This is a genomic window from Rossellomorea aquimaris (assembly GCF_020172085.1).
GTDB classification, from domain to species: Bacteria; Bacillota; Bacilli; order Bacillales; family Bacillaceae_B; genus Rossellomorea; species Rossellomorea aquimaris_E.
The window spans coordinates 922,933-941,359 of sequence record NZ_JAIVAT010000007.1; the positions used below are offsets into that span (position 1 = coordinate 922,933).

At 43.7% G+C, this 18,427-nt stretch carries 18 protein-coding genes; 8 read left to right on the plus strand and 10 right to left on the minus strand.

The window, feature by feature from the left end; translation table 11 throughout:
- Positions 1 to 5: 5 nt before the first annotated feature.
- The 4 genes from LCL96_RS17390 to LCL96_RS17405 all read right to left on the minus strand — a co-directional run bounded on the left by LCL96_RS17390 (position 6) and on the right by LCL96_RS17405 (position 3,437).
- Positions 6 to 698 (minus strand): response regulator, encoded by a 693-nt coding sequence (locus LCL96_RS17390; protein WP_224943295.1) that lies wholly within the window; start codon positions 696 to 698, stop codon positions 6 to 8.
- 15 nt (positions 699 to 713) lie between these two features.
- The gene (locus LCL96_RS17395) at positions 714 to 2,297 is read right to left on the minus strand and encodes a sensor histidine kinase (RefSeq protein ID WP_224943296.1); all 1,584 of its coding nucleotides are present in this window, start codon (positions 2,295 to 2,297) and stop codon (positions 714 to 716) included.
- Positions 2,298 to 2,641: 344 nt separating this feature from the next.
- Positions 2,642 to 3,088, minus strand: a complete 447-nt coding sequence (locus LCL96_RS17400) for a hypothetical protein (RefSeq protein ID WP_224943297.1) — start codon at positions 3,086 to 3,088, stop codon at positions 2,642 to 2,644.
- Between the two features lie 10 nt (positions 3,089 to 3,098).
- Complete coding sequence (locus tag LCL96_RS17405) at positions 3,099 to 3,437, minus strand: ASCH domain-containing protein (protein ID WP_224943298.1); 339 nt, start codon at positions 3,435 to 3,437, stop codon at positions 3,099 to 3,101.
- A gap of 175 nt (positions 3,438 to 3,612) precedes the next feature.
- Here LCL96_RS17405 and LCL96_RS17410 point away from each other — a divergent pair, with 175 nt between their 5' ends.
- From LCL96_RS17410 to LCL96_RS17430, 5 genes are all read left to right on the plus strand, one after another.
- On the plus strand, positions 3,613 to 4,551 hold the full coding sequence (locus LCL96_RS17410; protein WP_224943299.1) for a DMT family transporter: 939 nt from the start codon (positions 3,613 to 3,615) through the stop codon (positions 4,549 to 4,551).
- An 85-nt stretch (positions 4,552 to 4,636) separates the two neighbouring features.
- Positions 4,637 to 5,155, plus strand: a complete 519-nt coding sequence (locus LCL96_RS17415) for a ferritin (RefSeq protein ID WP_224943557.1) — start codon at positions 4,637 to 4,639, stop codon at positions 5,153 to 5,155.
- 127 nt (positions 5,156 to 5,282) lie between these two features.
- On the plus strand, positions 5,283 to 5,819 hold the full coding sequence (locus LCL96_RS17420; RefSeq protein WP_224943301.1) for a DUF3189 family protein: 537 nt from the start codon (positions 5,283 to 5,285) through the stop codon (positions 5,817 to 5,819).
- 116 nt (positions 5,820 to 5,935) lie between these two features.
- Entirely contained in the window at positions 5,936 to 6,079 is a 144-nt protein-coding gene (locus LCL96_RS17425) for a hypothetical protein (RefSeq protein WP_224943304.1), read from the plus strand.
- 121 nt (positions 6,080 to 6,200) lie between these two features.
- Positions 6,201 to 6,836 (plus strand): FMN-dependent NADH-azoreductase, encoded by a 636-nt coding sequence (locus LCL96_RS17430; RefSeq protein WP_224943307.1) that lies wholly within the window; start codon positions 6,201 to 6,203, stop codon positions 6,834 to 6,836.
- Positions 6,837 to 7,181: 345 nt separating this feature from the next.
- On the opposite strand, the gene LCL96_RS17435 is transcribed toward LCL96_RS17430, so the two are convergent.
- The 4 genes from LCL96_RS17435 to LCL96_RS17450 all read right to left on the minus strand — a co-directional run bounded on the left by LCL96_RS17435 (position 7,182) and on the right by LCL96_RS17450 (position 11,404).
- Positions 7,182 to 8,456, minus strand: coding sequence for an MFS transporter (locus LCL96_RS17435; protein ID WP_224943310.1), 1,275 nt, complete (start codon positions 8,454 to 8,456; stop codon positions 7,182 to 7,184).
- Between the two features lie 31 nt (positions 8,457 to 8,487).
- Positions 8,488 to 9,783: an ectonucleotide pyrophosphatase/phosphodiesterase gene (locus tag LCL96_RS17440; RefSeq protein ID WP_224943313.1), complete on the minus strand. Its 1,296-nt coding sequence runs from the start codon at positions 9,781 to 9,783 to the stop codon at positions 8,488 to 8,490.
- Positions 9,784 to 9,950: 167 nt separating this feature from the next.
- A complete protein-coding gene (locus tag LCL96_RS17445) occupies positions 9,951 to 10,742 on the minus strand; it encodes a polymer-forming cytoskeletal protein (RefSeq protein WP_224943315.1) in 792 nt (263 codons plus the stop codon).
- A gap of 26 nt (positions 10,743 to 10,768) precedes the next feature.
- Complete coding sequence (locus LCL96_RS17450) at positions 10,769 to 11,404, minus strand: DUF4004 family protein (RefSeq protein ID WP_224943318.1); 636 nt, start codon at positions 11,402 to 11,404, stop codon at positions 10,769 to 10,771.
- Between the two features lie 285 nt (positions 11,405 to 11,689).
- Between LCL96_RS17450 and LCL96_RS17455 the strand changes: the two genes are divergently transcribed.
- From LCL96_RS17455 to LCL96_RS17465, 3 genes are all read left to right on the plus strand, one after another.
- Positions 11,690 to 13,741, plus strand: a complete 2,052-nt coding sequence (locus LCL96_RS17455) for a catalase (protein ID WP_224943321.1) — start codon at positions 11,690 to 11,692, stop codon at positions 13,739 to 13,741.
- A gap of 321 nt (positions 13,742 to 14,062) precedes the next feature.
- On the plus strand, positions 14,063 to 14,467 hold the full coding sequence (locus tag LCL96_RS17460; RefSeq protein WP_224943324.1) for a hypothetical protein: 405 nt from the start codon (positions 14,063 to 14,065) through the stop codon (positions 14,465 to 14,467).
- Positions 14,468 to 14,724: 257 nt separating this feature from the next.
- Positions 14,725 to 16,860, plus strand: a complete 2,136-nt coding sequence (locus LCL96_RS17465) for an ATP-dependent Clp protease ATP-binding subunit (protein ID WP_224943327.1) — start codon at positions 14,725 to 14,727, stop codon at positions 16,858 to 16,860.
- 141 nt (positions 16,861 to 17,001) lie between these two features.
- Here the strand turns inward: LCL96_RS17465 and LCL96_RS17470 are convergent, their stop codons facing one another.
- Both LCL96_RS17470 and LCL96_RS17475 read right to left on the minus strand, forming a co-directional pair.
- Positions 17,002 to 17,514, minus strand: a complete 513-nt coding sequence (locus tag LCL96_RS17470; protein ID WP_224943329.1) for a CBO0543 family protein — start codon at positions 17,512 to 17,514, stop codon at positions 17,002 to 17,004.
- A gap of 113 nt (positions 17,515 to 17,627) precedes the next feature.
- Positions 17,628 to 18,371, minus strand: a complete 744-nt coding sequence (locus tag LCL96_RS17475; protein ID WP_224943332.1) for a Cof-type HAD-IIB family hydrolase — start codon at positions 18,369 to 18,371, stop codon at positions 17,628 to 17,630.
- Positions 18,372 to 18,427 lie beyond the last annotated feature (56 nt).

The window sequence follows — 18,427 nt, forward strand, 5'->3', positions numbered from 1 at the left end:
TTTTTCTATTCCTGAAAGAAGTACCTTCGTTGAGGTCTGCCGACACCTCCATAGGTCAGTTCTACGATGATTTTCTTTTGTGATACAAGGTATTCCAAGTACCGTCTGGCGGTTGTGCGGGTAACGCCGACTTCTCCAGCCATTTCTTCTGCTGTATATCCCCGGTCATCTCCCGTTCTGATGCTCTTGAGAATGGATTCCAATGTAAGGGTATCAATGCCTTTCGGAGGCGGTTGGATGGTCTGGATGGTTCCGGTAGCTTTCTTTCTATTAAAAAGTCTATCCACTTCATGTTGATTTTCCACTTGAGAATGATTCATTCTCTCTTTATACTGTTGATATTTTAGCAGGGTGTCTTCAAACCGGTTAAAGATAATCGGTTTTAGTATATAATCGAATGCACCGCCACGGATCGCATTGGAAATATGCTCCGTCTCCTTGGCTGCAGTAACCAGAATGACATCTGTGTTTCGGTGGTTTTTTCTGATCTCCCATAAAAACTCACTACCGGTTCCGTCGGGAAAATACACGTCGAGGAGGATCAAGTCCGGCTTTACGACATGTAATACTTTTTTTGCTTCAGTTATCGTGGTGGCGATCCCACCCACCTGGAATCGTTCCAATTGAGCGATATACTGACTGGTGATTTCAGCTGTTTGAATGTCATCCTCTATAATAAATACGTTCCACTTACGCAATGTGCTTCCCCCTTACTATCGCTTTGGAATACTGACCGTAAATAAGGCTCCACCCAGTTCACTCTTCTCCACTGTTAAATATCCATTCAAATGTTCCACGCTTTTTTGTACGAGGTGAAGGCCGATTCCCCTGTCTTTGCCATGCTTAGTGGAGTACCCCTTCTTAAATATTGATTCTATATTCTGGATTCCTGCACCGCTATCTTCTATTTCAAAAAGGTAATCATTCCCGAGATCAGTCATGAACATTTGAACCTGCCTGTTATGTTTCGGCAGGGAAAGTAATTCTTCAAAGGCATTATCTAGAAGATTCCCGATGATCGTGATCAATTTTTCCCGCTGGACATCCGAAAGCGGTGTGGTGATCGAGCTATCAGGGTGAATCGAGAAAGACACCTTAAGTTCCTGAGAACGATTATATTTTCCAATGATAAGGCCGGCAAGGACCGGATCAGGAACTGCTTTCAATAAAAATTGAATCAGATCCTCATATCCGGATGATTCCTCTTGAATGAGAGTCAATGCTTCTTCGTGGTGATGAAGTTGAATCAGGCCTGCGATTGTGTTCAATTTATTACGATACTCATGTGTCTGGGAGCGTAAGATGCTTGAGTATTCCTGAACCTGGGAGAGTTCTTTGGAAAGCTGATCCATTTCATCTTTTCTTCTAAAACTGGCAACCACGCCTACAATCTTTTCTTTTTCCATAATAGGCAGTCTGTTCACAATAAGGTCATGATGATTCAATGAAATCTCATCATCCAGCTGACTTTCTCTCGTTTTCAGCACATCCATCATCTTCGTATCGGGGATGACGTCCAAAATATGTCTGCCCCTGTTGGAATGTTGATAATTCAATGCGAGGATCCTATGTGCATTCGCATTGATTTCAGTGATCAATCCATGTTGATCGATGGCGATGATCCCTTCACGGACCGATTCGATGATTGCCCGTTTTTCCTTGAACTGCATGGCTATCTCGGCGGGCTCCAACCCGAAGATCGCTTTCTTGATACCTTTTCCTATGAAAAATGAACCGATGATCCCGATTAACAGGATACCGGCGACGAGTGTCAATACCTTCGTCCGATATGGTATGACAATGTCGTGGATATTATCTTCGAGGAATCCGACAGACACCACTCCGATGATGTCCCCTTGAGCGTTTCTGATGGGTACCTTTCCCCTGACTGAAGGTCCCAATGATCCGGTTGCGTGAGAAACGTAGGATTCCCCCTGTATTAATGCCCGGTCATTATCACCACCCACCATTTTTTTGCCGAGCCGTTCAGGCAAGGGGTGGGAGTACCGGACAGAGTCTTTATTGCCGACGACAATGAAGGTTGCACCGGTTTCCTTTCGAATATCTTCGACAAGGGGCTGGATGATATCTTCCGGCTGGTTTGTACGAAAAGCTTCGATGACAGCGGGCATTTTTGAAACAGATTGTGCCACTGCAAGGGCTTGCTTTCCTTTCAAATCCGTCAAAGTACCTGATAACATCCGAAAAAAGATGATCGATAGAGATAAAATTAAAATGGAAAGAAGTGTTAATACGATCACGATGATTTTGGACTGAAGCGAGAACTGTTTCAACATGGTCTCCTTTTTTAGAAAATTCTATTATTACTAGAATAAAAGAGTTCGGATATTTGTACAAGGGGATGAGAAGAGGAGGGGGAAGGAAATGTAATAGGGTATATTGGCTTTAAGACAGTGCCGTGTTCACAATTTGGCACAAATTTATCCAGAAGTGGCCCAATAACTTTCTAAAGTGGCACAATTTTAGTGAAAAGTGGAACGATAAAAGTCCAAAGTGGCCCAAATGGTGAGGAAAGAATGGTTTAATACAGATGGGGGTAAATGATTTTCATCGCCATTCCACAGTAAAAAACGTGTACCAGGTACAAACATCAGTCATTGTACCTGGTACACGTACCACTTTACGCCCACATCCCAGGCTTGACGACCATGAACCACAGCATAGCCAAAAGCAGGAAGAGATAAATCCAAACGGTCCGGTGTAATTTTCTCACCAGCCGTTCCCGATCCGCATGATCCTCTCCGAATTTCCGCAGGGTCGGCGAGAATGCCCGTGCAAGAAAGAACAGGGAGCAGAACATGATGACGAGTGTCATGATGATCCACGGTGTTGTCCATGTCCATGGTCCGAGTAGTACCAGAAGAATGCCCGTTCCTACAAGGACATGCCCTGAATGCTTGGAAAGCTGCACGGTGATACGGAACGTGTCCAGATAGGTTGGGAGGATGGACTCTGAAGCGAAACGGATCTTCCTCATCATCGGCAATAATATGAAAAAGGGCCCTATGGAGGCCACGACACTGATGACGTGAAGGTAGATCAGTGTTCTGTATAGTAGATGCTCCATGATATGCTCTCTATTCAGTCACTAAGCTGAATTCATGGACCCATACTTTCATGTCGGGGTGCCAAGGCATTCCCGGATGGTAGGAAAGGATGGTGTTTTTATATTCCTCCACTGTTTGAAACCCTTCTTGACTGGCGTGTTCATTCGTCAGTTCGCCGAGTGATTGTGAATAGACATTTTCCACTATGTATTTCTTCCCCTGAAGCTCCATGATTTCCCCGATATCCGCGTATCTTCCATTACGGCGGGTCGCCGTTTTCTTTCCTTGAAGCACCTTTTCGACGTCTTCCGCTTTGGTGACAAGGCGTTCAATCGTACATGTCTTTGGTGGCAATGGTTGATTTGTCATTATTATCAAACCCCTTTCGACCTTTACTATAGCATAGTCCAGGTATGAGAAGAATGTGGAGATTTCACTTAGCCGATCTGTATTTCCAAATCTGGATTTCTTTCTCTGGCAGTGAAGGATAGGTGGTGCTATGATGGGATGAAATAATTGAAATAGAAAGAAGGCGCAGGAAGCTTTGAAAAAATGGCAAACGTATATGATTCTTGTGTTGATCATGTTGATATGGGGCTTCAATGTACCTGCATTAAAAACGTTGGTGAGTGAATTCACACCTGTTACGATCACCTCACTCCGTATTTTCACTGCAGGCGTTTCCGTGTTTATTATCCTTGGTGTGATGGGGAAGGTCAGGAAGCCGACACCTAAAGAACTTTTGTTCATCATTAGCGGAGGGCTGTTGAATGTGGTCAGTCACCATTATTTTTTATCAGTCGGGCTAACGGGGACGTCGTCTACTAATGGAGGATTGATCCTCGGAACGGGACCGCTCTTAACGGCTTTGATGGCTACGATCATCCTAAGGAATCGTCCGACCGTGATCAAGATCCTTGGGTTCCTTTCCGGAGGGATCGGAGTGGCAATCATCGTATTGTCTGGAGGTGAAGGAATAGGCGGATTGAAGATGGGAGACCTTTTCATTTTTGTTTCTATTTTTTCTCAGGCTTTGAGCTTCATCGTTATAAGTCGTGCTGCGAGAACCTTGGATCCACGGTTGCTGACGGGGTATATGCTTGTGTTCGGCTCCGTCGTTCTGTTTGTCATTAGTTTGTTCACAGAACCAGGTGGGCTGAGACAATTAGGAAATGCATCTGTTTCGATATGGGTATTGTTCTTTGCCTCGGCCATTTTGGCGACAGCTGTGGGACATATGATATACAACCATTCCATTGGAAAAATCGGTGCTGCGGAAACATCGATTTTCCTGAATCTCAATACATTCTTCTCCCTTGTCGGAGCATCCATATTCCTCGGTGAGTCTGTGACGACCTATCATCTGATCGGATTGGTGTTCATTGTACTTGGAGTCGTGTGCGGTTCCGGTACATTTGAAGAATTTGTGATAAGAAGAAAACAAAAGCGCTACTTAGAGAGAAAGCAGAATCATCAGATGTAGATGGTTCTGTTTTTTTTATCCATCATATTTCTCTTATCCACACAATAAAATAAATGGTCAGTACATTTTGAGGAGGACAGGTATGCTGAATGATCAAATTCAAAAACTGGTGAATAATCTGATTCAAATCGAGCATGTGTCGACTACCTTATATCTGGCCATGTCCGCCTATATGGCGAATCAGAATTATACGGGGATGGCGAAGTGGCTGAGGATCCAGTCAGAGGAAGAGCGCACTCATATGCTGAAGCTGATCGACTATATGACGGACAGGGGAGGCCTGGTAGACCTTCAACAGCTTCCCGCTCAACCGAAGGAATATGGAACCCCTCTGGAAACCTTTCAAAAGGTGCTTGAGCATGAGCGATTTGTGACGAATTCCTATCAACAGGCTTATCAGTATGCGGCCCAAAATGATCAACAGACTGCGGTGATCATCCAGGAATTCTTGAGAGAACAAATCGATGAAGAAGCTCAGGCACAAACGATAGTCGATCGGTTGAAAATGGCCGGGGACAATCCTGCTGCTGTATTGGTACTCGATCAAGAGCTTGGTCAGCGGACAGCGGCACCTGCTGCAGGAGCTGCACCTGGCGGCGGTTGATATCACCAAACGGAAACCTGCTTAGCCTTCATTAAGCAGGTTTTTTTATTGAAATCCATCCGGTGAGGATACACCATGATCATTAAGCCCATACTGAAGAATACAGACTCTTCTAAGGATGATCATATTGATTTATATCTATAACGATTTTGGCGGAACACATACCACATCTATGGCTGCAGCGTATCATTTACATATTTTGAAACCGGGAATTCTGTCTAATGAAGACATCCTTTCTGTCCCATTCTTTAACCAGCTTAAAAAAAAGGATAGGGGACGCATTTTTTATCATGGTAAGGATGAAGAAGGAAATCCAGTGTTCACGATTGGGCGCAGGAATTCAAAATATGTTGTCCCTGCTATGACAGATTTAAGCTACATCCTGCTTGAGAGGTACGGGCAAAACGAAAAGATCGTGATTTCCAACACATCACCAACGGTTCCGCCACTCATGACTGCTGGAGGCTTTTTCTCCCGTGAATTGGGGATCGACTCGATCGGTGTTCCTCTTCTTGTCAAAGGGGCAAAGCAGTGTCATGGTCTCATCCAGCATCTAGTGGATGAGACGAAAAGAGTAGCGGCTGCCTCCCAAGAACAAGTGACAGTACTGGAGAACAAAGAATATCAGTACAAAATGGGAAAAAAGGATATCTTCTGGAAGTGAAGCATATTATAATTAAGAAAATACTACTGGGTAAAAGGTCTGTTCTTAAGAGCTAGGGAAAAATGGAATGGACCCGTACATAATGGCCATACTACAGTAAAACGGAGGTGTCGATATTGGAAGGTAAACCATTTCACTTTGATGGCAGTCACCATTTCGCAACAGGGGAAGCACAAGAGAACACTCCATTCGAACTAACAGACGAAATGAGAAAAAATATCGGGGGAAACCCTTTTGAAGTGCCTGGTGAAGAAGAGTAAGGCATTTCCCAAAACGCTGCCCTAAACAGGCAGCATTTTTTTTATCTGTAAATGAGGATAATTCCATCCATATCTTCACAAAATACGATTGTCTATAAATAGAAGCAAAGGATGGATGATGATGGCACAAGTATTATATATAACCGCACATCCCCATGATGATACACAGTCGTATAGCATGGCGGTTGCAAAAGCATTCATGGATACATATAAGGAAGTGAACCCAGGAGACCAAGTGATTCACCTCGATTTGTATCAGGAACATATCCCACATATTGATGCAGATGTGTTCAGCGGTTGGGGGAAGCTTCAATCAGGTAAGGGATTTGAGGAGCTTTCGTCTGAAGAACAAATGAAAGTGAGACGCCTGAATGAATTATCAGATCAGTTCATAGCAGCAGACAAGTATGTATTTGTCACTCCATTCTGGAATTTTTCATTCCCGCCGGTGATGAAAGCATATATTGATTCCGTTGCAGTAGCAGGGAAATCGTTCAAGTATACAGAGCAGGGACCGGTTGGATTATTGACGGACAAGAAAGCCATCCATATCCAGGCCCGGGGCGGTATATATTCTGAAGGACCGGCAGCAGGGATGGAAATGGGGCATCGGTATTTGAGTATCATCATGCAGTTTTTCGGAGTCCCTTCCTTTGAAGGCGTATTTGTGGAAGGACATGCTGCCATGCCGGACAAAGCCGACGAAATCAAGCAAAATGCCATTTCTCGTGCGAAAGATGCAGCCCATACGTTCTAAGAATCAGAAAGAAATGGAAAGAAGCAGGGACAAAAGGGTTTCAGCAAAAGAAAAATCCGAACGAGTGATTGGAAGAAAATCTCGTTCGGATTTTTTCTTGTTTTTTTAAAAGTAAAGACTGTTTATTTAGCTGGATCTAGCTGTTGATTGGAGTGCAAGACGAAGACTCCTACGGGAAAAGCGGAATAGGTGAGTCCCCGCAGGAGCGAAAGCTGTGAGGAGGCTCGCCTTCCGCCCGAGGAAAGCGAAGTCTTGCACGGAAATCAACAGCGGTGAAACACGTGATCCCAGATGGTTCGCCTTTAAAGTTGGTTCATATAATGATGTCCCTGAAACTTTTTACATTTACACAATCGCAGACTTCTCCACTTCATTCCCTTTTGGCTCGGGAACGAAGGCGAGTACCACGATTCCAATGATAAAGAGGATGACAAGACTGAAAACACCACTGTTGGATGCACCTGTCACTTGAGCGGTGACAGCGACGAGCAGTGGACCGAGGATCGAAGCAAACTTCCCGAAAATATTATAGAACCCAAAGAATTCGTTTGCATTTTTCTTTGGTATCAGTTTGGCGAAATAGGCCCTGCTAAGTGCCTGTATTCCTCCTTGAGAAGAAGCGACAAGCATGGCAAGAATCCAGAAGTCCATGGTCGTTTCTAAGAAATAGGCGTAAATACACACAATGATATACACGCAGATTCCTACATACAACATCTTTTTGCCTGTGAATCTTTCGGCCAGCCTTCCATATAGAATCGCGAATGGCCCGGCCACCACCTGGGTCACAAAAAGAATGATCAAAAGATTGGTGGAAGTGATACCAAGGTCCGAGCCGTATGCCGTGGACATGGTAATGATCGTGCCAACCCCGTCAATATAAAAGAAATAAGCCAGCAGGAATAAGAAGAGTGCGCGGTATTTCCTGATTTCTTTCATCGTTTTTCCAAGTCGTTTAAAGCTGCGAGCCACAGCGTTCTCTTCACGTTGGATAAAGTAACGCTGGTGGACATTTTTTATGAGGGGAATGGTGAATAGCCCCCACCATAATGCTGTGATCACAAAGGCAATCTTGCTTGCAACGGTTACAGAGAAGGGAAGGATTCCATTCTGGGATAAGATGATGATGGCGATACTGATGATGAATGGAATCGTACTTCCGATATATCCAAATCCAAATCCCCGTGACGATACCCGGTTCATTCGTTCTTCCGTCGTCACGTCGGTCAAAAAGGCATCGTAGAAGACGTTCGAGCCTGCGGAACCGACGGCTGCCACTGTATAAAAGATCAACAAGAGCAGCCATTGATCACTTGGAACAAATGCGAGGAGGGCAGTGAAGGTCACCCCTAACGCAAAGAAGAAAGAAAAGAATTTCTTTTTGTATCCTTCATAATCGGCGATGGTTCCGAGTATGGGACCAATCATGGCAAGAATGAAGGTGGCAATGGCAATGGTATATCCTAAATAGGCCGTTGAATCCGCAGCGCTAACCCCGGCGTTTGTCGCGGCAGCTTTATAAAAAAGTGGAAAGACGGCGGTAGAAATGATAATGGAATACGCAGAATTCGCCCAATCGTAAAATATCCAGCTGCTTTCTTCTTTCGAAAATCGCTTCATTGTTTTTCCCCCTAAGGAAACAGAATCTTCTTTATATGTTCAGCAATGCTTCAATCGGTTCTCCATCGGTATCTTCCAAGGTAAGGCCGAGAAGTCTTGCAAATGTCGGCCCTTCATCGATGAGACGCATAGAAGGGATTTCGACGTTCGAGCGTATCCCTCTTCCGGCAGCCATAAAGATCGTGGAGTAGTCTGCCTTTTCTGGAGAATATCCGTGAGATCCATACGTATAACGCTTATTCTTCACATCTTCCTTCGTAACCGAATGAATGAAGGATCCGTCCAGCACATCTTTAAAGTAAAAGCCGGGTCGTGCTTCCAGCATAAAGGAACATTGCCCATCTGCCCCTTTTGCAGCGGCTTCTTCACCGGTGAGAATGAATTCGATTCCATTGGAAGGGTCCTGTTGCAGCTTGGACAAAAGGGACTTTACTTCTTGTACAGTTGCAGGATCTTTCGTGTAGACGTAGGCAGAGCCATCACATCCTTTGCAATAGGCTTTCCAGTCGGTCACCTTTCCCCGGTCCGTTACTGTGATCAATCCCTTTTCCTTTAGAAGGGTATTGAGTTGAACAGCCTTTGATTCATCCAAGGCACTATGATCTCCAAGGGCGACGATGGTCGATTTGTCATAGAGACCGTTATCCTGTAAAGCCTTTATGATTCTTCCTAATCGCTCATCATGTCGACGGAGGGCTGCATGTGCTTCCTCTGAAGCGAATCCATGGTAGTGACGTTGCGTATCAAGGTCTGTAAAATGGACAAGCAATAGGTCAGGTTTCCTTTTAATCGTTTCGATCGTCGATTCCAGAACGAAATCATCCAGTTCGGGCTGATCCAATCCCTTCCGGATGTGGCCAAAGAGGCGATTCATTTGCAATTGATAAAGTGGGGTGCCATTCAAAAGGGAAACAAGGATTTGATTATGCCAAGGACGATTGGCAAAGATTTCGGGCATGTTGTAATCAATATCCGCCTTCGCTGTCACCGGCCATAACAGGGCAGCGGTGGTCATATTGGCTTTCCTCGCTTCATCATACAAGGTGGTACCCTTAACCGATTTTCGGTGCCAGTGCCAGTCAGGGGAATCCCTCCCAGGCTGTAAGAGAGTATTATTCACAACACCATGGCGATTAGGGTATTTACCGGTGACAAGGGTTGCGTGACAAGGATATGTCACAGATGGATAGATGGTTTTGACATGCCTGCAAAAGGATCCTCGTGCAAGAAGTTCCTGGAAGTGGGGAAGGTCCTTTAATATGGGGTAATCCAAAGCAGATAAACAATCGAATGAGATGACAATCAAGTGCTCGGTCAAACGTTTCATATGTGCCTCCAGATTTCTCGTATGATTGTACTATATACCTATTAATATAGCAGAACATTCAGAATAAAAATATGAATTTTCAGTTAAAGGGATACGAATGTGTGTAAAGGGGGAAGGGGATGAAAGAAACAGGGAGGGAAGGACCCCGCCCTGTCACAATTCAAAGGTTAGATTTTCACTTTTTTTCCGATCCGGCTATCCTTGTGTACATCGACAGTGCCTGAGTATTCGATCGTATCAATGTCACAATTCTCCTTGATCACAACATTTTTACCACGAACGAGCTTCGCTTTCGTGTTTTCAAGGTGAACTTCATCGCCTTCAATCAATTCTGAAGATAAGATATCTTCCTTTTGCAGAAAGAAGTTGACCACTTGCTTGAACAGCCTGTTCGAGTTATGGTGAGTCACCGAAATCGTTTCGCCACCAATCTCTTTAATGAATGATTCGTGATTGATCTCTATTTGAACGTTGTCGGCATTCAACAGTCCGTCGATATGGACAGAGCCCGAAGAAGAAAAGGTTTCGACTTCACAATCCTGTTCCACCTTTAATGCTCCGCTTGCTTTGACTGTTCCGCCCTGGATCTTTCCACCTACCTTGCACGAACCGCTGACCTTGAATTTTTCAATAATCAGATCCCTGGCCACTTTACTTGAACCACTAATGTTCATTTCAGCCGCCATTACGGAGCCGTTGTACTTAGAACTTCCGCTCGTTGTAATCGTTTCTGCTTTTGTATCTCCTTCAATGGCGGAGGAACCGCTTGTTTTAATGACACCTGCTTTAACATCTCCTGCAACGGTTCCAGATCCTGAAATCTTCATCTCACGGCAATCAACATCTCCTGCAATCTTACCGCTTCCACTGATCTTGACTTCATCAAATTGTCCGCCGCCTGACGTTCCTGACCCGCTGATCTTCAAATCATGCAGCTTTTTCTTTTCCACTGTATTCATTCATTTTTCCTCCAATTTTAGGGATGTCATATCCCTTTCGTATTCGTTAATGTGATCTTCAATTCTTCCGTCATTTGTTGTAAATCGAATCTCAACACAACTTGAGCCATATGATCCACCAGAAAATCTGAAGGGAGGGGAAGGAGCAGCCATACATACGAAGTTCCTTTACGGATACCAATGAGCTCAAGGGAAGATTCTTTCAGTGGAGTAAACTTCTCATGAAGAAAAAGAAATAAGGTTTTCTGATCTTCTTGTGGTACCTGTAATTTTCTTGCCTTCTCAATAATCATCATATTTAGGATGTCACCGAATTCAATTGCGTTTTTAACCGGTACTAGTGATGTGCAGAGGTTCATCGTCTGTTCTGAAAGAATGTTATGTGAGCGTAATTCTTCTTCCTGGATTTCAATCTTCGTCGGATTGGGTGAAAAAAAATCCGAGAGCTCATCAAGTGAATAGCCATCTTTCATCTCTTTAATCGTGTCAATTCTCGCAAGCATCTTTTCCCTTGGGAAAAACGTTTCCTGACCGGTGTAGCTCGATTTCTTGATGAACCAGCTTTCAGGGATGATATTCTTTCGTTTCCAGCGGTACAGCTGTCCATATGATATACCGGTCAGCTCTAATACTTCCTTCTTTGAAATAAGGTCTGTTTCCAATGAGGGGTCACCTCTTTTTCGTAACAAAACATTGTTACGTTACTTTAGAGATAGTGTAACAGAACAATGTTACGTTCGTAAAGAGGGTTTGAAAAAATTTTGAACGGCATGGACCGGTGTGAGTCCATTCAGCATTAGAATGGTGTTTAATGGACCTGGTTACAACCATTTCATCCACTCCATCCCAAACTGTCCAATATATGTTTATAACAAAGCAATAAGGGTACTAGTGAAGCAGAATGTTTTACATAGTAAACTTCAATAATCACAGAGAGGGATGAAAGAATGGCAGACGATCATCGTACGCAAGTGAACGGAAAGACGAAGGATAAACAGCTTGAACAGTTCAGGGTTGAAGATGAAGGAAAGCATCTAACAACCAATCAAGGGTTGAAAGTATCAGAGGATGAATTCTCTTTGAAAGCGGGAGAAAGAGGACCTACGTTGATGGAGGATTTCCATTTCCGAGAGAAAATGACTCACTTCGACCATGAACGGATTCCTGAGCGGATCGTTCATGCACGGGGATTCGCGGCACATGGGGAGTTCGAACTCTATGATTCTATGAAAGAATATACACGTGCCAAATTCCTGCAGGATACATCAAAGAAGACACCTGTATTTGTCCGTTTTTCCACTGTAGCGGGATCGAAGGGTTCTGCTGAAACCGTACGTGATGCACGAGGATTTGCAACCAAATTTTATACCGAAGAAGGTAATTATGACCTTGTCGGAAATAATATCCCTGTTTTCTTCATTCAGGATGCCATCAAATTTCCGGACCTGATCCACGCGGTGAAACCGGAACCGCACAATGAAATGCCCCAGGCTGCTTCTGCCCACGATACGTTCTGGGACTTTGTAGCGAACAATCAGGAATCTGCACATATGGTCATGTGGGCCATGTCCGATCGTGCTATTCCTCGGAGCCTTAGAATGATGGAAGGATTCGGTGTCCATACATTCCGTCTCGTAAATGAAGATGGAAGAGCCCATTTTGTGAAATTCCACTGGAAGCCGGTACTGGGAACTCATTCCCTCGTATGGGATGAAGCCCAGAAGATCAACGGAAAGGATCCTGATTTTCATCGCCGTGACCTATATGAGTCCATTGAAAATGGGGACTATCCGGAATATGAACTTGGCGTGCAACTCATTAAGGAAGAAGATGAATTTCATTTTGACTTTGATTTACTCGATCCTACCAAGCTATGGCCGGAAGAGGAAGTCCCAGTGAAGATTGTCGGGAAAATGACCCTTAACCGCAATGTCGATAACGTCTTTGCCGAAACGGAGCAGGCCGCTTTCCATCCAGGCTCTGTGGTGCCGGGAATCGACTTTTCAAATGATCCGTTATTACAAGGCCGCTTATTTTCCTATACCGATACACAATTGATCCGCCTTGGCGGGCCAAACTTCCACGAGCTCCCAATTAATAGACCGGTGTGCCCTTTCCACAATAACCAAAGGGACGGATACGGACGCCACACGATCAATAAAGGTCAAGTGAGCTATCATAACAACTCTCTTGCTCACAATTCTCCAGCACCTGCTTCTAAAGGAGAAGGGGGATATACTCACTACCAGGAGAAAATGGAAGGACGCAAGGTCCGTGCCAGGAGTGAAAGCTTCAAGGATCATTTCTCACAAGCGACCATGTTCTGGAATAGCATGAGTGAACCAGAGAAAGAACATATCATTCAAGCCTTTAGCTTTGAACTCGGTAAAGTGAAGAGCAAATCAGTCCAGAAGCAGGTCGTTGATATGTTTGCACATGTAAGCATGGACCTGGCGAAAGGGTTTGCCGAAGCAATTGATATAGAAGTACCTGAAGGAGAAGGGTCAAAGGTAACGAAGTCATCTCCAGCCTTAAGTCAGGAAAATACGATTAAGAAACCCGCTACCCGCAAAGTAGGTGTCATCATTGGAAACGGTTTTAAGGGTGAAGAAGTGAAGATGGTTCTTACTTCCCTTAAGGAAGAGGGGATCCAACCTGAAATTATCAGTGATAAGCTTGGCTTTCGTAAAGGGAATAATGGTACAGAGCTTGAAGTTGACCATACATTCTTAACATGTGAATCCGTGTTATTTGATAGCCTTTACGTGGCAGGCGGAGAGGATGTAGATAAAAAATTCTATCAAGATACGACATACTTTGTGAAAGAAGCCTATTCTCACTACAAACCGATCGGCGCAACACATGAAGGGGTGAACTGGTTGAAAGACGCTGGTGTCACCGGTTCAGGAGTCGTAACGGGAGAGGATATGAAATCATTTGCCGATGAGTTCACAGCAGCCGTAGCTGCTCATCGTCATTGGAACCGTGAATTGATATAAGTTTATGCGGTAAGGAAGATTCTTTCTCTTTTCAAAGAGGAAAATGCTAGACCTGAAAAAAGGGTCTAGCATTTTTTTATTTCAAGAATGCCCTTTTTACTAGTAAATAGACGATAGTATCAATCGAAACTAGCAATCTAAACATATGATAAACATGTAAAAGTGCTTTGCATTCACTGGATAAGCAGGGTGCTATTGGTTGTGTGTCAGTCATTCTTAAAGTGAGTTTGATATTTTTGATTGCATTTGATTCTACTAACCGTTAGTACATTGATTTACGAGTTTTACATTGACATTTGCGAAGAGAGGGAGGGGAAATCAATGAGTGAAAAAAATAATCCGTTGGAAGAAATGATGGATTTAATCGGTCAATACACAAAAGAAGATGGCAGTAAATTGGACTTTGAGTCGGTAAAGGATAAATTAAGTTCATTATTTAAAGAGGATTCTCAAGGAAAGGGATCTGTTGATGTGCTTGGTTCACTTGGAAACCTGGGGGCTGTTGGTAACATGATGAATGTTCTTCCAATGCTTGAAAAGGTGGTGAGACAACATATGAACAAATATGGTTGCTGCAAAACACACAAGCAAAATTGCAAAAATGATTTGGATGACATCAAAGAACTTCTGGAAGATATTCTAGACGAATTGAAGAAAATTAAAAAATGTACCTGCCATAAAAAGAAGCATGGTTGTTATAAAGACAACTGGGAGCACTGGTATTAATCGAGAAAGTTGGCGTAAAAGCCAGCTTTTTTGTTTGGGTCTGGAATGGACACTATTTCACATGTTCATACATAGTAATTTCAATTAACAAAGTGCCTTGAAATGAAAAAATTCCCATAAGCAAAAATCTTGAAAGTCAAAAAAGGTCAAAGTATACTAAGTTTGTAAGGTCAAAGAAAGTCAAAGTCAACGATTGATCTTACCTAAACCAACTAACAATTGATTTAAATATAGAAAACTACAGGAGGTCATGTTTAATGAAATGTCAAGTATGTCAACACAATCAAGCAACGGTTGAAGTGTATACGCAGGTGAATGATCAGAAGTCCAGTATGAAGATGTGTTCAGCTTGCTTTCAAAAGCAGCAGACACCTTCTGGAATAAACGGAGGATTTCCTTTTGAAGAATTGTTCAAAGGAATGAACATGGCAGGAAACCCAACTCAGGGATTCCAAAAACAGCACCATCCATCTTCACCCCAAATCCAGAGTGGAAAAGGGGGAGGAGGCGTCCTTGATCAATTCGGTCGAAATGTCACAGGAGCTGCCAAAGCCGGTTTGATTGACCCCGTCATCGGTAGGGATAAGGAAGTGGAGCGTGTCATTGAAATCCTGAATCGCCGCAACAAAAACAACCCCGTATTGATTGGTGAGCCAGGTGTCGGTAAAACAGCAATCGCAGAGGGGCTTGCCCGTAAAATTGTGGCGGGTGATGTCCCATCCAAACTATTGAATAAAGAAGTATATGTGATGGATGTTGCATCATTGACTGCAGGTACAGGTGTACGAGGATCATTCGAAGAGAGGATGAAAGCCATCATCAATGAACTGCAGAATCGCGAGAATGTCATGCTGTTCATCGATGAAATCCATCAATTAGTGGGAGCGGGTTCTGCAGAAGGTTCCATGGATGCAGGGAATATCCTGAAACCAGCCCTGGCCCGTGGTGAGCTGCAGGTCATTGGAGCCACCACGCTTAAGGAGTATCGTCAAATCGAGAAGGACGCTGCCCTTGAACGCCGTTTCCAGCCGGTCATGGTGAATGAACCGACTCCAGAGGAATCGATTGAAATTCTTAAAGGATTAAAGGAAAGATATGAAGACTATCATGGAGTGGAATTTTCAGACGAGGCCATCGAGGCTTGTGTGAAGTTATCACATCGTTATATCCAGGACCGGTTCCTCCCGGATAAAGCGATTGATTTGATGGATGAAGCCGGTTCGAAACTCAACCTTCTCTCAGAAGGCAAAGATAAATCCGCCATCCACAAAAAATTAAATGATATTCGAATGAGGAAAGAGCGAGCAACGAAGGAAGAGAACTACGAACAGGCTGCCATTCTTAGGGATCAGGAAGCAGAATTGGAAAAACAGCTGGGCGAAGGATCATCCCAAGCAAAGGCTAGAGTAGAAAAGGAATTGATCCAGACGATCATCGAAGGAAAAACAGGCATCCCGGTTGGAAAGCTTCAAAGAGATGACCGGAAACGTATGAAATCACTGGAAGAAAACCTTGCCCATAAAGTGATCGGACAGGAGGAAGCGGTGAAAAAAGTAGCGAAGGCCATCCGCCGCAGCCGCGCTGGACTGAAAGCGAAGCACCGGCCGATCGGATCATTCCTATTCGTCGGACCGACGGGGGTAGGGAAAACAGAACTTACGAAAACTCTGGCAGAAGAACTGTTTGGTTCTAAAGATTCCATGCTTCGATTGGATATGAGTGAATATATGGAGAAACACTCTGTTTCTAAACTGATCGGGTCACCACCAGGATATGTAGGGCATGAAGAATCCGGTCAATTAACAGAGAAGGTGCGACGAAATCCTTACTCCATCATCCTTTTAGATGAAATTGAGAAGGCACATCCCGATGTTCAACATATGTTCCTGCAAATCCTCGAAGACGGGCGTCTTACGGATAGTCAGGGCAGAACAGTCAGCTTTAAAGAGACCGTCATCATCATGACAAGCAACGCAGGTGTGACAGACAAGAAGGAAGCGGTTGTCGGCTTCAACACCGGCGGCACAGACGCGATTAAAGAAACAAATATTCTTCAATCATTGGGTGCTTACTTTAAACCGGAATTCCTGAATCGATTCGACAGCATCATAGAATTTGGAACCCTTGAAAAAGAAGAGCTGCTTCGAATTCTCGACCTGATGCTGAATGAGCTGGAGACCGAGCTTAAAGAGCAGGGAATTACTGTGGAAATTGATGGGGAAGCGAAGCAGAAGCTTGTGGAACTGGGCTACCACCCTGAATTTGGGGCACGTCCATTGCGTCGTGTCATCCAGGAAAGAGTGGAAGATAAGATTGCCGATTTCCTTTTAGATGAAGAAGGCGTGAACGAACTGATGGTGTCAGTTGAAAATGATGAAATCATTGTGAAATAAATGAGAAAGAAGCATCCGTGAAGGGTGCTTCTTTTTTAATCTTTCCTTTTCAAAATCGCGATATAAATGGCCATTGTTAAATAAACGCCTAAAACCAAAATAATAAATAGTGGTGTAGAAAAGGAAGACATTGAAACACCCTCACTTTAAATCTTGTAAAGATGGATGGAAAATGAATAATAGGATGGCAATGATGGGTAAGGAGATCATGATGGCAAGGAGAGGTTTCTTATGATGTAACCCTAAAATTGAAAACATGATGATGTTAAACAATGCGGACCACCCTAAATTCCAGTCATTTTCATACAGGAACAGCCCTTTTTTATGAAACAGGAATTCAAGAAATGTGAAATAGGTTATCCAGCAGGTAAGATACAGCCATTTCTTTTTACCATAGGGATAGTAGCGAAGAAAGATCATGATCACAACAGGAATAATGAAAAAGGTGAACACGAGTTCAATAAGGGTATGGTTTAGCCAGTCCACCGTTACAGCCTGGTACTTCCATAAAGTATGATTATAAAAAATGACGTTATATGTAAGGTTACAGATGATATAATATTGAACCGTCGGGTAATAATCTTTCCAGCGTTTCCAATCAATAAAAAGCTTGGCAAAAATCAGATAAACAGCCACTACCAATAATAAATACATATCGCGTACAATCCTTGTTTTTAACACTCAGTATGGACGTAATGAGAGAAGAATAGACACTCAGGATAGAGAAAGTGCCTGATTCTCGTTGAATCAGGCACTTTAGTGTGTATTTATTCGATTTCTTCCAAAACTTTATCGATCGCTTGAGCGACACCATGATCGGTGTTGATGGCTGTTATCCAATCAGCCGCTTCCTTTACAGCTTCCTGTGCATTCCCCATCGCCACACCGAAGCCTGCTTCACGGATCATAGCAATATCATTCATGCTATCGCCAACTGCCATAACCTGATCCATTGAAAGGTTCAGCCATTTACACACCTTCACCAATGCTGCGGCTTTATTGACACCGGCGGGATTGATTTCAATATTGGTTGGAGATGAGTTTGTGATTTCAAGTGCTTCATTCTTCATCAGTTCATCCATCATAACTTTACGGACCTCATCATCCTGGATATCAAATCCGAACTTCAGCCAGTTATAGGTTTCAATGTCTTGGTCAAAAGGCTTCTTGCTATTGAATAACCCCTGGGAAGTGGAAGACCAAAAGTACACATCATGCTCCTCCTTCAACGCCCAAAGCTGTTTCACAAGATCAATATCAAGAGGGATGCTGTCTACGAGATTATATTCATGATCGTAGATTTCCCCGCCATTCACAGTCACAAGATAGGATGATCGGCCAAGCTCATCTGAAATATCCCGGCATGTGAAAAGGGAGCGACCGGTACTTAACACAACATGGATTCCCTTTTCCTTAGCCCGTTGGATGGCTTGTTCGTTTTCCGGGGATACTTCACCCTCATGGTTAACGAGAGTCCCGTCCATATCCAGTGCAATCAGTTTAATGTCCATTTTCTATCACGTCCTTCTATTCATTCATATACAGTTTAATATACTGGGAGCAAATC

Coding starts and splice junctions, on each gene's coding strand:
- LCL96_RS17445 (WP_224943315.1), bottom strand. CDS start 10,742: ATGAATACAGTGGAAAAGAAAAAGCTGCATGATTTGAAGATCAGCGGG.
- LCL96_RS17470 (WP_224943329.1), bottom strand. CDS start 17,514: ATGTATTTATTATTGGTAGTGGCTGTTTATCTGATTTTTGCCAAGCTT.
- LCL96_RS17435 (WP_224943310.1), bottom strand. CDS start 8,456: ATGAAGCGATTTTCGAAAGAAGAAAGCAGCTGGATATTTTACGATTGG.
- LCL96_RS17400 (WP_224943297.1), bottom strand. CDS start 3,088: ATGGAGCATCTACTATACAGAACACTGATCTACCTTCACGTCATCAGT.
- LCL96_RS17395 (WP_224943296.1), bottom strand. CDS start 2,297: ATGTTGAAACAGTTCTCGCTTCAGTCCAAAATCATCGTGATCGTATTA.
- LCL96_RS17465 (WP_224943327.1), top strand. CDS start 14,725: ATGAAATGTCAAGTATGTCAACACAATCAAGCAACGGTTGAAGTGTAT.
- LCL96_RS17405 (WP_224943298.1), bottom strand. CDS start 3,437: ATGACAAATCAACCATTGCCACCAAAGACATGTACGATTGAACGCCTT.
- LCL96_RS17455 (WP_224943321.1), top strand. CDS start 11,690: ATGGCAGACGATCATCGTACGCAAGTGAACGGAAAGACGAAGGATAAA.
- LCL96_RS17430 (WP_224943307.1), top strand. CDS start 6,201: ATGGCACAAGTATTATATATAACCGCACATCCCCATGATGATACACAG.
- LCL96_RS17460 (WP_224943324.1), top strand. CDS start 14,063: ATGAGTGAAAAAAATAATCCGTTGGAAGAAATGATGGATTTAATCGGT.
- LCL96_RS17475 (WP_224943332.1), bottom strand. CDS start 18,371: ATGGACATTAAACTGATTGCACTGGATATGGACGGGACTCTCGTTAAC.
- LCL96_RS17440 (WP_224943313.1), bottom strand. CDS start 9,783: ATGAAACGTTTGACCGAGCACTTGATTGTCATCTCATTCGATTGTTTA.